The 13,086-nt window shown below is 63.7% G+C and carries 17 protein-coding genes; 8 read left to right on the top strand and 9 right to left on the bottom strand.

Going from position 1 to position 13,086, the window contains the following annotated elements:
* The first annotated feature begins 172 nt into the window (after positions 1-172).
* Together FS665_RS04795 and FS665_RS04790 are read left to right on the top strand one after the other, a co-directional pair.
* On the top strand, positions 173-1,153 hold the full coding sequence (locus FS665_RS04795) for a response regulator (protein WP_145184216.1): 981 nt from the start codon (positions 173-175) through the stop codon (positions 1,151-1,153).
* Positions 1,150-1,515 (top strand): response regulator transcription factor, encoded by a 366-nt coding sequence (locus FS665_RS04790; protein ID WP_145184213.1) that lies wholly within the window; start codon positions 1,150-1,152, stop codon positions 1,513-1,515. The genes FS665_RS04795 and FS665_RS04790 overlap by 4 nt, the downstream gene beginning before the upstream one ends.
* A 3-nt stretch (positions 1,516-1,518) precedes the next feature.
* On the opposite strand, the gene FS665_RS04785 is transcribed toward FS665_RS04790, so the two are convergent.
* Together FS665_RS04785 and FS665_RS04780 are read right to left on the bottom strand one after the other, a co-directional pair.
* Entirely contained in the window at positions 1,519-3,009 is a 1,491-nt protein-coding gene (locus FS665_RS04785; protein WP_145184210.1) for a YifB family Mg chelatase-like AAA ATPase, read from the bottom strand.
* A 99-nt stretch (positions 3,010-3,108) separates the two neighbouring features.
* On the bottom strand, positions 3,109-3,372 hold the full coding sequence (locus tag FS665_RS04780; protein ID WP_145184207.1) for an accessory factor UbiK family protein: 264 nt from the start codon (positions 3,370-3,372) through the stop codon (positions 3,109-3,111).
* 375 nt (positions 3,373-3,747) lie between these two features.
* On the opposite strand from FS665_RS04780, the gene glnK reads away from it, so the two are divergent.
* The 3 genes from glnK to sutA all read left to right on the top strand — a co-directional run bounded on the left by glnK (position 3,748) and on the right by sutA (position 6,233).
* The gene (gene glnK, locus FS665_RS04775; RefSeq protein WP_002555808.1) at positions 3,748-4,086 is read left to right on the top strand and encodes a P-II family nitrogen regulator; all 339 of its coding nucleotides are present in this window, start codon (positions 3,748-3,750) and stop codon (positions 4,084-4,086) included.
* Positions 4,087-4,134: 48 nt separating this feature from the next.
* On the top strand, positions 4,135-5,469 hold the full coding sequence (locus tag FS665_RS04770; RefSeq protein WP_145184204.1) for an ammonium transporter: 1,335 nt from the start codon (positions 4,135-4,137) through the stop codon (positions 5,467-5,469).
* Between the two features lie 434 nt (positions 5,470-5,903).
* Entirely contained in the window at positions 5,904-6,233 is a 330-nt protein-coding gene (sutA, locus tag FS665_RS04765; protein ID WP_011536349.1) for a transcriptional regulator SutA, read from the top strand.
* A 72-nt stretch (positions 6,234-6,305) separates the two neighbouring features.
* Here sutA and FS665_RS04760 read toward each other — a convergent pair whose 3' ends face one another.
* Genes FS665_RS04760 through FS665_RS04735 form a run of 6 tightly spaced genes read right to left on the bottom strand, consistent with a single transcriptional unit; the run spans position 6,306 to position 10,922 of the window.
* A complete protein-coding gene (locus FS665_RS04760) occupies positions 6,306-7,001 on the bottom strand; it encodes an HAD family hydrolase (RefSeq protein ID WP_145184201.1) in 696 nt (231 codons plus the stop codon).
* On the bottom strand, positions 6,998-7,897 hold the full coding sequence (gene xerC / locus FS665_RS04755) for a tyrosine recombinase XerC (RefSeq protein ID WP_145184198.1): 900 nt from the start codon (positions 7,895-7,897) through the stop codon (positions 6,998-7,000). Before xerC ends, FS665_RS04760 begins: the two co-directional genes overlap by 4 nt.
* Positions 7,897-8,601 carry a DUF484 family protein gene (locus FS665_RS04750; RefSeq protein WP_145184195.1) on the bottom strand — a complete coding sequence of 235 codons (705 nt, stop codon included), beginning with the start codon at positions 8,599-8,601 and terminating at the stop codon, positions 7,897-7,899. The genes xerC and FS665_RS04750 overlap by 1 nt, the downstream gene beginning before the upstream one ends.
* Positions 8,602-8,614: 13 nt before the next feature.
* Complete coding sequence (gene dapF / locus FS665_RS04745; RefSeq protein WP_145184192.1) at positions 8,615-9,445, bottom strand: diaminopimelate epimerase; 831 nt, start codon at positions 9,443-9,445, stop codon at positions 8,615-8,617.
* A gap of 4 nt (positions 9,446-9,449) precedes the next feature.
* A complete protein-coding gene (gene lysA / locus FS665_RS04740) occupies positions 9,450-10,697 on the bottom strand; it encodes a diaminopimelate decarboxylase (RefSeq protein ID WP_145184189.1) in 1,248 nt (415 codons plus the stop codon).
* A gap of 9 nt (positions 10,698-10,706) precedes the next feature.
* Complete coding sequence (locus FS665_RS04735) at positions 10,707-10,922, bottom strand: lipoprotein (RefSeq protein WP_145184186.1); 216 nt, start codon at positions 10,920-10,922, stop codon at positions 10,707-10,709.
* A gap of 175 nt (positions 10,923-11,097) precedes the next feature.
* On the opposite strand from FS665_RS04735, the gene cyaY reads away from it, so the two are divergent.
* The 3 genes from cyaY to rnk all read left to right on the top strand — a co-directional run bounded on the left by cyaY (position 11,098) and on the right by rnk (position 12,185).
* Entirely contained in the window at positions 11,098-11,430 is a 333-nt protein-coding gene (gene cyaY, locus FS665_RS04730; RefSeq protein ID WP_145184183.1) for an iron donor protein CyaY, read from the top strand.
* Positions 11,430-11,642, top strand: coding sequence for a DUF1289 domain-containing protein (locus FS665_RS04725; RefSeq protein WP_371921224.1), 213 nt, complete (start codon positions 11,430-11,432; stop codon positions 11,640-11,642). The genes cyaY and FS665_RS04725 overlap by 1 nt, the downstream gene beginning before the upstream one ends.
* A 132-nt stretch (positions 11,643-11,774) precedes the next feature.
* The gene (gene rnk / locus FS665_RS04720) at positions 11,775-12,185 is read left to right on the top strand and encodes a nucleoside diphosphate kinase regulator (RefSeq protein WP_145184177.1); all 411 of its coding nucleotides are present in this window, start codon (positions 11,775-11,777) and stop codon (positions 12,183-12,185) included.
* A 13-nt stretch (positions 12,186-12,198) separates the two neighbouring features.
* Here the strand turns inward: rnk and FS665_RS04715 are convergent, their stop codons facing one another.
* A complete protein-coding gene (locus FS665_RS04715) occupies positions 12,199-13,041 on the bottom strand; it encodes a hypothetical protein (RefSeq protein ID WP_145184174.1) in 843 nt (280 codons plus the stop codon).
* Between the last annotated feature and the right edge of the window lie 45 nt (positions 13,042-13,086).

Here is a 13,086-nt window from a genome sequence, read left to right as displayed (position 1 = left end):
TGTAGCCTGCTTGGCAGGAACGGGCACACTGTTGTCCGTTATCCGCCCAGGGCCCACGAGCGGTGCTTGTATAGTTTCAGTTAGCCCCTATCCCTCGGGATAATTGTCTGTCCGCGTTCGCAGCCTTAGCCTGCCAAGGCTGCACAAACGCCTGTGCACGCGCGAGGAAATCATGATCCGATTAGGCAATGCCCAGGTATCCCTGGAACGGCGCGAGGCCTTTCTCGACGGCAAGCCGATCGCTTTGGGCGGGCGGGCGTTCGAAGTGTTGGCGACCTTGATCCGGGCCAAGGGGCGGGTGGTCGACAAGGACGAGCTGTTCAGCCAGGTCTGGGCCGGCACCGTGGTCGAGGACAACAACCTGCAAGTGCAGGTCTCATTGCTGCGCAAGGCTTTTGGCAACCGTGCGCTGATCCAGACCGTGCCGCGCCGGGGTTATCGCCTGGCGACCGAGATCAGCCTGGAAGGGCCGACGGCTAGCCTGGATCATCTGCCCGAGCCAGCGCTGATCAACGCCATGGCCACGCTCGACAACACCGCCCAGGTGCCGGTGCTGGTGGTCGATGACGATGTTTCGGTGCGCAACGCACTGGGCCGTCTGCTGCGCTCGCAGGCCATCCCCCATCGCTTGTTTGCCCGAGCCGAAGAGCTGTTCGAGGCCCGCCTCGATACGCCGTATGCCTGCCTGCTGCTGGACATGCACTTGCCTGGCACCAGCGGGCTGGAGGTGCAAGCGGCGCTGCGCCGTTTGCAACTGCCCTGGCCGGTGGTGTTCATGACCGGCTTCGGCACCATTCCCATGACCGTGCAGGCGATGCGCGCTGGCGCCATGGAGTTTCTGACCAAGCCGTTCGATGAAGACCAGTTGCTGGCACTGCTGGACGCAGTGCGCACGCGGGCTGTCGAGGAGGGTCGCAAATGGCAGAACGCGCGCCAGGTCGAGGACAAGTACCAACGCCTGACCCAGCGTGAGCGTCAGGTTTTTTCGCTGGTGGTCGGTGGCCTTTCGCACAAGCAGATCGCCCGTGAGATCGGCACCAGCGAGGTGACCACCAAAGTGCACAAGAAGAACATCATGAACAAGATGCAGTCCCGCTCGTTGCTCGAACTGGTGGCCATGCACAGCATCGTCGAGGCTCGGTCTGGCCCATGAGCAGCGCGGTATGTATCGTCGATGACGATGCTTCTGTACGTAAAAGCCTGGCCAACCTGTTGCGCTCTGCCGGTTTTGACAGCATGGCGTTCGCGGCCGGCACTGCCTTCTTGAAATCGGCGGCAGCCCGAGAGGCCGGCTGCGTGCTGCTCGATTGGAAGATGCCCGGCATGAGCGGTCTGGACGTTCAGCGTGAGCTGGCATTGCTGAACTGGCACCTGCCGGTGATCTGCATGTCCGCGCATTGGGACGAAGCGGCAACCCGCGCGGCGCTGGGCAACGGGGCGCTGGCGTGTCTGGGCAAGCCCTTTACCGAAGAGGCGTTGCTCAAGCTGGTGGAACAGGCACTGGCCAGCGGCTAGCGTTCAGCCGCTGCCGGGTCGGTACTGCAAGGCCTCGGCCAGGTGGCTTTTACCGATGAGCTCGGTTCTTTCCAGATCTGCCAGGGTGCGCGCCACTTTCAACAGCCGATGTGCGGCGCGTAATGACAGCGTCAGGCGCTCGCAGGCGCTTTCCAGCCAGCGTTGGTCCGCCGCCGCCAGGGCGCAATGACGACGCAAGCCTTCCAGGTCGAGAAACGCGTTGGCACACCCTTGGCGGCGTTGTTGCAGGTCGCGCGCCTGGGCCACTTCAGCGGCGACCTCGGCGCTGGACTGGCCGCTGGGCTGATGGTCGAGCGTGGTGGCTTCGCGGGCGACGGTCAGGTGCAGGTCGATGCGATCGAGCAAAGGACCTGACAGTTTATTGCGATAGCGGGCGATCTGCTCGGTGCTGCAACGACAGCGTCCTGTTGGGTCGCCCAGGTAACCGCAGGGGCATGGGTTCATCGCCGCCACCAGCTGAAACCGCGCCGGAAAACGCACCTTGTCGCGCGCCCGAGCAATCACGATCTCGCCCGACTCCAGCGGCTCGCGCAGCACCTCGAGCACGCGGCGTTCGAATTCAGGCAGCTCATCGAGAAACAGCACGCCATGGTGCGCCAAGGTGATCTCGCCCGGCTGGGGTCGGCTGCCGCCGCCTACCAGCGCAGGCCCTGAAGCCGAATGATGGGGATGACGAAATGGCCGCTGCGGCCAGCTGCTCAGCGGGGTGTGGCCACTGACCGATTGGATCGCGGCCACTTCCAGTGCTTCGTGCTCATCCAGTGGCGGCAACAAGCCGGGCAGGCGGCTGGCCAGGAGAGTCTTGCCAGTGCCCGGGGGCCCGGTAAACAGCAGGTTATGCGCGCCGGCAGCCGCCAGTAGCAAGGCGCGCTTGGCGGCGACCTGACCTTGCACTTCGCCGAGGTCAGGGTAGGGCTGCTGCTGCAGTACCAGGCCATTGGCAGCGAACGGGGGCAATGGCACCTGACCGTTCAGGTGCGCGACCAGCTCCAGCAGATGCCCCACGGCATACACCACCAACCCGCCGGCCAGGCTGGCCTCTTCGGCGTTTTCCCGCGGTACCACCAGTGCCCGGCCGGCCTCGCGGGCCGCCAGTGCGGCTGGCAGTACGCCCTGTACCGGGCGCAACTTGCCCGACAACGCCAGCTCGCCGAGGCATTCCAGTTCAGCCAGGGCGGCGACGGGCACCTGAGCGTCAGCGGCGAGGATCCCCAAGGCAATGGCCAGGTCGTAGCGCCCGCCATCCTTGGGCAGGTCGGCCGGTGCCAGGTTCTGGGTGATGCGCCGCTGCGGGTAGTTCAACCCGGAATTGACGATGGCGCTGCGCACCCGGTCTTTGCTTTCCTTGACCGTGGTTTCCGGCAGGCCGACCAGGGTGAGATGGGGCAAGCCGTTGGCCAGGTGCGTTTCGACGCTGACTGCCGGGGCCTGCACGCCAACCTGCGCGCGGCTGTGAACGAGGGCGAGTGACATGGACGCTCCGTTGTCGCTGGGGAGAAACCGCTTCCTGCGGTGCGACGAAGCTTAGTGCGACGGATGCCGCGGCGCCTGGCAAGTGTGCGACAGGGCTTTTCAGTCGCGGCTGGCCGGTGCCATTCGCGCCTCCAGGTCGGCCACTTGTTTCTCAAGGGCCTCCAGGCGGGCACGGGTGCGGGCCAGGACCACCATCTGGCTGTCGAATTCTTCACGGCTGACCAGGTCAAGCTTGCTGAACGCGCCTTGCATCAACACCTTGAACTGGCTTTCCAGTTCGGCGCGAGGTTGCGCGGTGTCGCCGCTGAACAGGCGCGAGGCTTGGTCGCTCAGGGCATCGAGAAAGTCTTTGGGCGCGAGCATCGGCGGTCGTCCATAAGTTGTGAAATGGGCGTGCAGTCTAGCATGGCGCGGCAGCGGATCCGTTGCGCTGCGCCGCTGCACACTTATTGCGCAACGCTCGGCCCGGCGCTGCACCTAAGTTGTGCATCTTTTCCATGCTGGCGACTGGCCAAACACCGTCGAATGGCCTAACCCGCTGTTTTCGCTTCGGTTAACCGACCTGGCAAGGTTTCTGCAAAGACCAGATCGAGCCATGCACTGATGCGGTTCCCTGTGACCAGGCAGTGCGCACGCGCAGCCGGACACCGACGACGCGTTACAAAGCCAACCGCTGCGCTTAGACTTGAGACGGGTTTGTTTTCCTGGGGCAAGTCCACCAAATCGGGAGAGAGTTTCATGAAGCTAGTCACAGCCATCATCAAGCCGTTCAAGTTGGACGACGTGCGCGAGTCGCTGTCGGAAATCGGCGTGCAGGGCATTACCGTCACCGAGGTAAAAGGCTTCGGCCGGCAGAAGGGCCATACCGAGCTGTATCGCGGCGCCGAGTACGTGGTCGACTTCCTGCCCAAGGTGAAGATCGACGTCGCCATCGACGACAAGGACCTCGACCGTGTGATCGAAGCCATCACCAAGGCAGCCAACACCGGCAAGATCGGTGACGGCAAGATCTTCGTGGTGAATCTGGAGCAGGCGATCCGCATCCGTACCGGCGAGACCGATACCGACGCGATCTAAGCGCCGCAACAACGCCTCACCAAACCCAACGCCCCAGGAGAAAACAACATGACTCTGCGTAAGATCGCAGGGCTAGGAGCCCTATTGTCCCTCGCAATGCCAGGCCTCGCCCTGGCCGAGGAAGCAGCTGCCCCCGCGCTGAACTCCGGCGACACCGCCTGGATGCTGACCGCAACGGCGCTGGTGCTGTTCATGACCATTCCAGGCCTGGCCCTGTTCTACGGCGGCATGGTGCGCTCCAAGAACGTCCTGTCGGTGATGATGCAGTGCTTCGCCATCACCGGTCTGATGAGCATTCTCTGGGTCGTCTACGGCTACACCATGGCTTTCGATACCACCGGTATGGAAAAGGGCGTGCTCAACTTCAACTCCTTCGTCGGTGGCTTCTCCAAGGCGTTTCTCAGCGGCGTGACCCCCGAGAACCTGACCTCCGCCACCGCGCTGTTCCCCGAAGCGGTGTTCATCACCTTCCAGATGACCTTCGCCATCATCACCCCGGCGCTGATCGTCGGTGCCTTCGCCGAACGCATGAAGTTCTCGGCGATGCTGATCTTCATGGGTATCTGGTTCACCTTGGTCTATGCGCCGATCGCGCACATGGTGTGGAGCGGTGACGGTGCCCTGATGTGGGACTGGGGCGTGCTCGACTTCGCGGGCGGCACCGTGGTGCACATCAACGCCGGTATCGCCGGTCTGGTCTGCTGCCTGGTGCTGGGCAAGCGCAAAGGCTACCCGACCACGCCAATGGCCCCGCACAACCTGGGTTACACCCTGATGGGCGCGGCGATGCTGTGGATCGGCTGGTTCGGCTTCAACGCAGGCTCTGCCGCCGCCGCCAACGGCACTGCCGGCATGGCCATGCTGGTGACCCAGATCGCCACCGCCGCCGCCGCCTTGGGCTGGATGTTCGCCGAGTGGATCGGCCATGGCAAACCCAGCGCACTGGGCATCGCCTCGGGTGTGGTGGCAGGTCTGGTCGCCATCACCCCGGCAGCCGGCACTGTCGGCCCGATGGGCGCGCTGGTGATCGGCCTGGTTTCGGGCGTGGTCTGCTACTTCTGCGCCACCACCCTCAAGCGCAAGCTCGGCTACGACGATTCGCTCGACGCCTTCGGTGTGCACGGCGTGGGCGGCATCATCGGTGCCATCCTCACTGGCGTGTTCGCAGCCCCGGCGCTGGGCGGCTTCGGCGCAGTGACCGACATTGGTGCCCAAGTCTGGGTGCAGGCCAAGGGCGTGATCTTCACCGTCGTCTACACCGCCATCGTCACCTACGTGATCCTCAAGGTGCTGGATGTGGTGATGGGCCTGCGGGTCAACGAGGAAGAAGAGTCGGTCGGCCTCGACCTGGCTCAGCACAACGAACGTGGTTACAACCTGTAACTGCGACGCTGGAAAATCTTGCCCGGTTTACCGGGCATTTTTTTGCCTGGATTTTGCCTTTTCCCGCAGTGCAAACGGTTTATCTGACACGTTCGCGACGTAGGGCAAAAACTTACAAGTTGCAGGGCGTTTATGGAGCTTTGCTTTTTCTGCGGGCGCGCTAGAATGCGCGCCGAAGGGTGTTGACGCGTAGTCCACACCCTTCGCCAGCCTTTGCTAGGCTTGCCAATAGCGTAAAGCCAGCAACGGTTCATGGATTTGTCAGGGCCTGCCAGGAGCAGGGCCTGCTGGGCAGCGCATGCCAACCACAGCGCAGTCCCAAAGGCAGTGGCCACACCCATACCCACGGCCAGTTGAATTTTCACCAGTGACCGCCGGTCTACGGCTGCATTGGTCTATAACTAACCTGCTTTTCGCAAGTCATGAGGTAGAACATGAGCGACGACGATCTGGAAAACGACGACCTCGAAGTAGGCGACGAAGACGAGGCTGACGAAGGCCTCGAAGCGGCGGCTGACGATGGCGCCGAAGATGCTGGCGACGACGACAGCAGCCCGGCCCCCGCTGCCAAGGGTAAATCCAAGGCGGCTGTCTCGGTAGACGAGATGCCGAGCATGGAAGCCAAGCAGAAGGAGCGTGATGCCCTGGCCAAGGCGATGGAAGAGTTCCTGTCGCGCGGTGGCAAGGTGCAGGAAGTCGAGGCCAACGTCGTCGCCGATCCGCCCAAGAAGCCAGACAACAAGTACGGCAGCCGCCCTATCTGAGTGGCTGAACGCAAAAAGCCCGCCGTCGCTGCGGGCTTTTTTGTGCCTGTCGTCGAGACCGCGTTGGCCCTGTCAGGCCCAACGGGTCAGCACATCGGGGAGCTGCGACAAGCGCTGGATCTCGGCATCCGGGGCCTGTTCTGCACTCCAGGCCTTGCCTTGCGGGTTGAACCACACCGCACGCAGTCCGGCGCGCTGGGCGCCGGCGATGTCATCACCGGGATGATCGCCCACGTGCACTGCCGCATGGGCCTCGACGTTGCCGCGCTTGAGGGCTTCGAGGAACGGCGCCGGGTCTGGCTTACCGATTCCCAGGTCTTCGGCGCACAGGGCGAAGGCGAAGTAATCGGCGAGGCCAAGGCGGCTGACATCGGCATTGCCATTGGTGACGACGCCCAGGGTGTAGCGCTGGCGCAGCACCTCGAGCATGGGCTGCACTTCAGGGAATATCTCGACCTGGTGGCGGGCATGCAGGAACACTTCGAAGCCTTCGTTGGCCAGTTCACGGGCGTGCTGGTCGCTGTAGCCGACCGCCTCCAGGGCATGGAACAACACGCGCCGACGCAGCGCGCTGATGCGATGCTTGAGCGCCGGCTCGGCCTGCACCAGGCGTTCACGGATGGCAAACAGGTGCTCGACCGGTACGCCGCCGAGCTTCGGCGCATTGGCTTCGAGCCAGTCGCGCAGCACCACCTCGGCGCTGGCAATCACCGGCGCGGTGTGCCACAGGGTATCGTCGAGGTCGAAGGTAATCAGCTGGATGCTCATGAGTCTGTGCCTTTGCTGCGTTTGGCCCGGGGGTGGGCGCTGTCGTACACGGCCGCCAGGTGCTGGAAGTCCAGGTGGGTGTAGATCTGCGTGGTGCTGATGTCGGCGTGGCCGAGCATTTCCTGCACCGCACGCAGGTCCTGGGACGATTCCAGCACATGGCTGGCGAAGGAGTGGCGGAGCATGTGCGGGTGCAGGTGCTGGCCCAGCTCGCGCTCGCCAGCGGTCTTGACCCGCAGCTGGATGGCCCGTGGGCTCATGCGCTTGCCTTGGCGGGTGATGAACACCGCAGCATCGCGCGGGTTGCCGATGCCGCGCAGTTTGAACCAGGCCTGCAGCGCTTCACGCGCTTTGCGCCCGACCGGCAGTACGCGGGTCTTGCTGCCCTTGCCGAGCACCTGGACCAGGCCAGCAGCCAGGTCCAGCTGTTCCAGGTCAAGGTTGGTAAGCTCAGACAGGCGCAGGCCGGAGGAATAGAACAACTCGAGGATCGCCTGGTCGCGGCGGGCGATGAAGTCGTCGTCGACACCGCCGTCGAGCAACTGCAAGGCGCGGTCGGTGTCCAGCACCTTGGGCAGTCGCCGTTCACCCTTGGGCGCACTGAGGCCTGAAGCCGGATCGTGCTGGCAGTGGCCTTCGCGGTTGAGGTAACGGTACAGCCCGCGGACTGCCGACAGCAGGCGGGCCAGGCTGCGCGAAGACTGCCCCTGGTGGTGCTGGCGAGCGATCAGCTGGCGCAGCTGCTGGATCTGCAGCGCGCCCCAGCCGTCGATGCCTTGGCTGGCGCAGTAGGCGATGACCTTGTCGAGGTCGCGGCGGTAGGCCAGCAGCGTATGTTCCGATACCTGGCGCTCGTTGCGCAGGTGTGCGCAATAAGCCTCCAGCTGACGTTCCATCAGCGCACCGAGCGCAAGGTCTGGGTCACGCGCGGCACGACGCGCCCCAATACTTCGGCGATATAGCCGAGGAACAGGGTGCCGACACTGCTCTTGTAGTGCTGCGGGTCGCGGCTGCCAATCGCCAGGACTCCGTGCAAACCTTGGTATTCGAGGGCGGCTACGGCGCTTGAACCGACCTGCGCCTGCTGCTCCTTGCCGAACAGGAACAGCAGTTCATGTTCGCGCAGGTTGCCGCTGACCGTCTTGCCACCGCCCAACAGGCCACCGATGGCCTGTTGGGCCTCGGCGTTGCTGACCCAGCGGCCGACCGGCGCGGCGTTGTCGCCGAACAGGATCAGGCTGACGAACGGCACCTGAAACTCTTGGCGCAGGCTGTCTTCGACGGCCATCACTACCTCTTCCAAGGTGCTGGCGTCGAGCAGGTCGAGGATCAGCCGTCGCGTCTTGTCGAACAGCCGGTCGTTGTCGCGGGCCACGTCCATCAGTTGCGAAAGACGATGGCGCATCTCGATGTTGCGTTCGCGCAGCAGCTTGAGCTGGCGCTCGACCAGCGACACGCTGTCGCCACGCTGGTGGGGGATGCGTTGCTCGATCAGCAACTCATCGTGCTCGGCGAAGAAGGTCGGGTGGGCGCGCAGGTAGGCGACCACTGCGTCGGCATCGAGCTCATCGGACTGCTTTGCTACTGGCTGATCGGTCATGGCGGTTACTCGCTTAGAGACGAACCTGTCCTTCGAAGACGCGTACGGCAGGGCCGGTCATCAACACCGAGGTGCCGGGACCTGCCCATTCGATGTGCAAGCGGCCACCTGGCAGGTCAAGGGCGACCGGCGAATCCATCCAGCCCTGGCTGATCGCGGCCACTGCCGCGGCGCAGGCGCCGGTGCCGCAGGCCTGGGTTTCGCCAGCGCCACGCTCCCACACCCGCAGGTTGGCGCGGTGGCGGTCGATGACCTGCAGAAAACCGGCATTCACCCGTTGCGGGAAGCGTGGGTGATGTTCGATCTTCGGCCCCAGCTCGTGCACGGGCGCGGTCAGCACGTCATCGACGCGCAGCACGGCATGCGGATTACCCATCGACAGCGCGGCGATCGAGTGCACCTGACCGTCGACCTCCAGCGGGTAGCTGCTGGCCTGCGCATCGGCAATGAACGGAATTTCTGCCGGGACGAAACGCGGCGGGCCCATGTCGACACACACCTGGCCGTCGTTCTGCACGTCCAGCTCGATGACGCCGCCCTTGGTTTCCACCCGGATGCGTTTCTTCGCAGTCAGGCGTTTGTCCAGCACGAAGCGAGCGAAGCAGCGCGCACCGTTGCCACACTGTTCGACCTCGGAGCCGTCGGCGTTGAAGATGCGGTAGCGGAAATCCACTTCCGGGTTGCTCGGCGCTTCGACGATCAGCAGCTGATCGAAGCCGATCCCGGTGTGGCGGTCGCCCCACTGCTTGGCGTGCTTGGGCTGGATGTGCGCGTGCTGGCTGACCAGGTCGAGGACCATGAAGTCGTTGCCCAGCCCATGCATCTTGGTAAAGCGCAGCAGCATGGGCTCACTCCGGCAGCAGGCTTTCGCCGGCATACAGTTCGGCGATGGTCTCGCGGCGGCGAACTTCGAAAGCCTGGTCGCCGTCGACCAGAATTTCCGCGCAACGGCCACGGGTGTTGTAATTGGAGCTCATGACGAAACCATAGGCGCCTGCCGACTGCACGGCCAGCAGATCGCCTTCGGCCAGGTTCAGCACGCGATCCTTGGCCAGGAAGTCGCCGGTCTCGCAGATCGGGCCGACCAGGTCGTAGGCACGGCCTTCGCCGGCGCGTGGAATCACCGCGCTGACGCCCATCCAGGCCTGGTACAGCGCCGGACGGATCAGGTCGTTCATCGCCGCGTCGATGATGGCAAAATCTTTGTGCTCGGTGTGCTTGAGGTATTCCACGCGGGTCAGCAGGGCGCCGGCGTTGGCCACGATGTAGCGCCCAGGCTCGAACACCAGCGCCAGGTCCCGGCTGCCGACGCGTTCGCGGATGGCCTTGATGTAGTCGGCGACCAGCGGTGGCTCCTCGTCGCGATAACGCACCCCGACACCACCACCCAGGTCCAGATGGCGCAGGTGGATGCCGCATTCGGCGAGGCGATCGACCAGCGCCAGCAGGCGGTCGAGGGCATCGAGGAAGGGGTCGACCGTGGTCAGCTGCGAGCCGATGTGGCAATCGACGCCCACCACATCCAGGTTCGGCAATTGCGCAGCACGTACGTAGATGGCTTCGGCATCGGCGATGGCGATGCCGAACTTGTTCTCTTTCAGACCGGTGGAGATATACGGGTGGGTGCCGGCGTCGACGTCCGGGTTGACCCGCAGCGAGACCGGGGCCACCTTGCCCATTTCGGCGGCCACCACTTGCAGGCGCTCCAGCTCATCGGTGGATTCGACGTTGAAGCAGTGCACGCCGACTTCCAGCGCGCGGCGCATGTCTTCGCGGGTCTTGCCAACGCCGGAGAACACCACGCGGTCAGCCCGGCCGCCGGCGGCCAGAACGCGCTCCAGCTCGCCGCCGGAAACGATGTCGAAACCTGCGCCCAGACGCGCCAGCACGTTCAGCACGCCGAGGTTGGAGTTGGCCTTGACGGCGAAGCAGACCAGGTGCTCGGTGCCCTGCAGGGCGTCGGTGTAGCTGCGGTACTGGGCTTCGATATGCGCGCGCGAATACACGTAGGTTGGCGTGCCGAAACGTTCGGCGATGGCGGCAAGCGCCACGCCCTCCGCGAACAGTTGGCCGTCGCGGTAGTTGAAAGCGTTCATCTGAATTCCTTACTGCTCTGGCGTTTGCTCAGGCGTCTGCTCGGGCTGGATGGGCTGCTCGTCCTGGGCTTGGACCGCTGGAGCATGCTGATGCTGGTGAGCGTGTTTCGAGTCCTTGCCATCCTTGCCGTCTTCCGGCAGGTACAGAGGGCCCTTCTGACCGCAGGCCGAAACGAGGCAGGCAACCGCGACCAGCGCCGCGAGCGAGGAAATCAGGCGCTTCATGGTGAAATCCTTTGAAATATGCAGTATTGCGCCCGAGTATACCGAGCGACCGGCGGCTTGCCTATGCAAGGGCCGGTCCGTCGGGCGGGCAGCGCGAGGTGCAGCTTGCAGCTGGCGCCATGCGCCCGTATCGTGCCGGGCTTGCCGTACCGCAGCCAATTTCGAGGTTCCTGCAATGAGTTTGAGCGAAGCGCGTTTCCATGATCTGGTCGATGCGACCCAACAGGCTCTTGAAGACCTGTTCGATGAAAGCGGAATGGACCTGGACATGGAAAACTCCGCCGGCGTCCTCACCGTCACCTTCGAAGGCGGCGCCCAACTGATCTTCAGCCGCCAGGAGCCGCTGCGCCAGTTGTGGTTGGCCGACCGCTCCGGTGGCTTTCACTTCGACTACGACGAAGAGAGCGGCAAGTGGGTCTGCGAGAAGAGCGAAGAACTGCTCGGTGAGATGCTGGAGCGCATCGTCTGGGAACGTGCCGGCGAAAAGCTGGACTTCGACGATATCTGATGACCAGCCCAGCACGAGCGCCGAAGCCGCTCTACAGCAACGTCAGCCCTGCGGTGGCGTCACCGTGCATCAGCGTCTGCCGGCTGGACGAGCAGCGGGTGTGTACCGGTTGCCATCGGCATGTCGAGCATATCCGCGAGTGGCGCTCGGCCGATGACGAGCGCCGCCGGCAGATCCTGCGCGAAGCCGAGGCCCTGCGCGCACGGGGTTGAGTATTTGCTGCGCTGTGGTAGTGTCGGGTCATGTGTCGGTGACGCCGATGCATTCACAAACCCCGCCCTTGGGCGGGGTTTTGCTTTATCTGCCCACAGCAAACCGCCTGTACCAAGGAGTCTGACTGGATCATGAGCACCAAGCCTTCCCTCATCCTCACCCGATTGGACGTGCAACGTCTCGAGCGCCTGATCGATAGCCTCGATGAAAGCACCCCGGGTGTGCTCGCTTTGCAGGAGGAGCTGGACCGTGCCGGTCAGGTGGTCGGCCACGATGAAGTGCCCGCAGGCGTGGTGACCATGAACTCGCGCGTGCATTGCCGCGAGCAGGGCAGTGGCAAGGATTACCACCTGACATTGGTCTATCCCAAGGATGCGGGCGGCGAGGGCAAGGTGTCGATCCTGGCGCCGATCGGCTGCGCTTTGCTGGGCCTGTCGGTAGGCGAGCAGATCGATTGGCCGGCGCCAGGGGGCAAGACGCTCAAGCTGGAACTGTTGGAAGTCGAGTACCAGCCAGAAGCGGCAGGCGATTACGCCCTCTGAACCCGCCAAGCGATCAAGGTGTGTTCAGCGCCTTGAGCTTGCAGGCATGTATGCAGTTGTCGACGATGCGGCTACGCAGCGACCAGTCGGTGTTGATGATGTGAAAGCCCTGGATGTAGCTGTGCAGATCCTGGGAGTCGAACCACTCATCGACCTTGTCGCTGAAATCGTCCGCCGTGAAAACGATCTTGTTGTACTTGGCACATTGAATCGAGCGTAGCCTGCCGACAGGCTTGTGCTGTCCCCGATGCTGGTCCATGAACGCCTTCAACTCCTCGGTGGACGGTGTGTTCTCACCGATCCACACCTGGTCCACGCCATCCCAATGGCTTGCGCGTGCGCCGTGGTTGTAGGCGATGACCACGGCTTTGCCGGGATGCTCGTTCCACAGCTGATCCAGGGTCAGTGCATGCAGCTCGTAGGGGATGATGCGCTGGCCCAGGTGCTTGTCCAGCGACATCAGCAACCACTGGTGTTCCTGGGCGCTGAAGTTGTCGAACTGATGAAAGTCGAGGATGACGATTTCGCGTTCGTTGGCCGGGTCGCTGTAGAACTGATTCAGCTCGGTCACGACATCACCTAACACGGTCCGGCCGGATGTGCTCATGTGATAGAGCTTGTAGCGGTAGGGCGAATCTGGGGTGTATTCGCGATTGGCCCTGACGCGCAGGTCCAGTACGCGGATGCCGGCGCGAATCTGCTCGATGCACGAGACATCCTGGGTCACTTCCTGAGCCGGCACGATGTTGTCGGCCTGCTTGTCCATGCCCGAGTCATGGCTGCCGGGCAGGATCAGCTGATCGATACGCAGGCGACCCAGCTCGGGTGAGGCGGCCATCCAGTTCTGCTTGTTCATGTCGCACTTCCGATTGTCCAAGAAGCGCGCAGCATGCAGATGGCA

The organism is Pseudomonas sp. URMO17WK12:I11, assembly GCF_007677725.1.
In the GTDB taxonomy this organism is placed as follows: domain Bacteria; phylum Pseudomonadota; class Gammaproteobacteria; order Pseudomonadales; family Pseudomonadaceae; genus Aquipseudomonas.
This window is presented reverse-complemented; position numbering and strand designations above follow the sequence as displayed.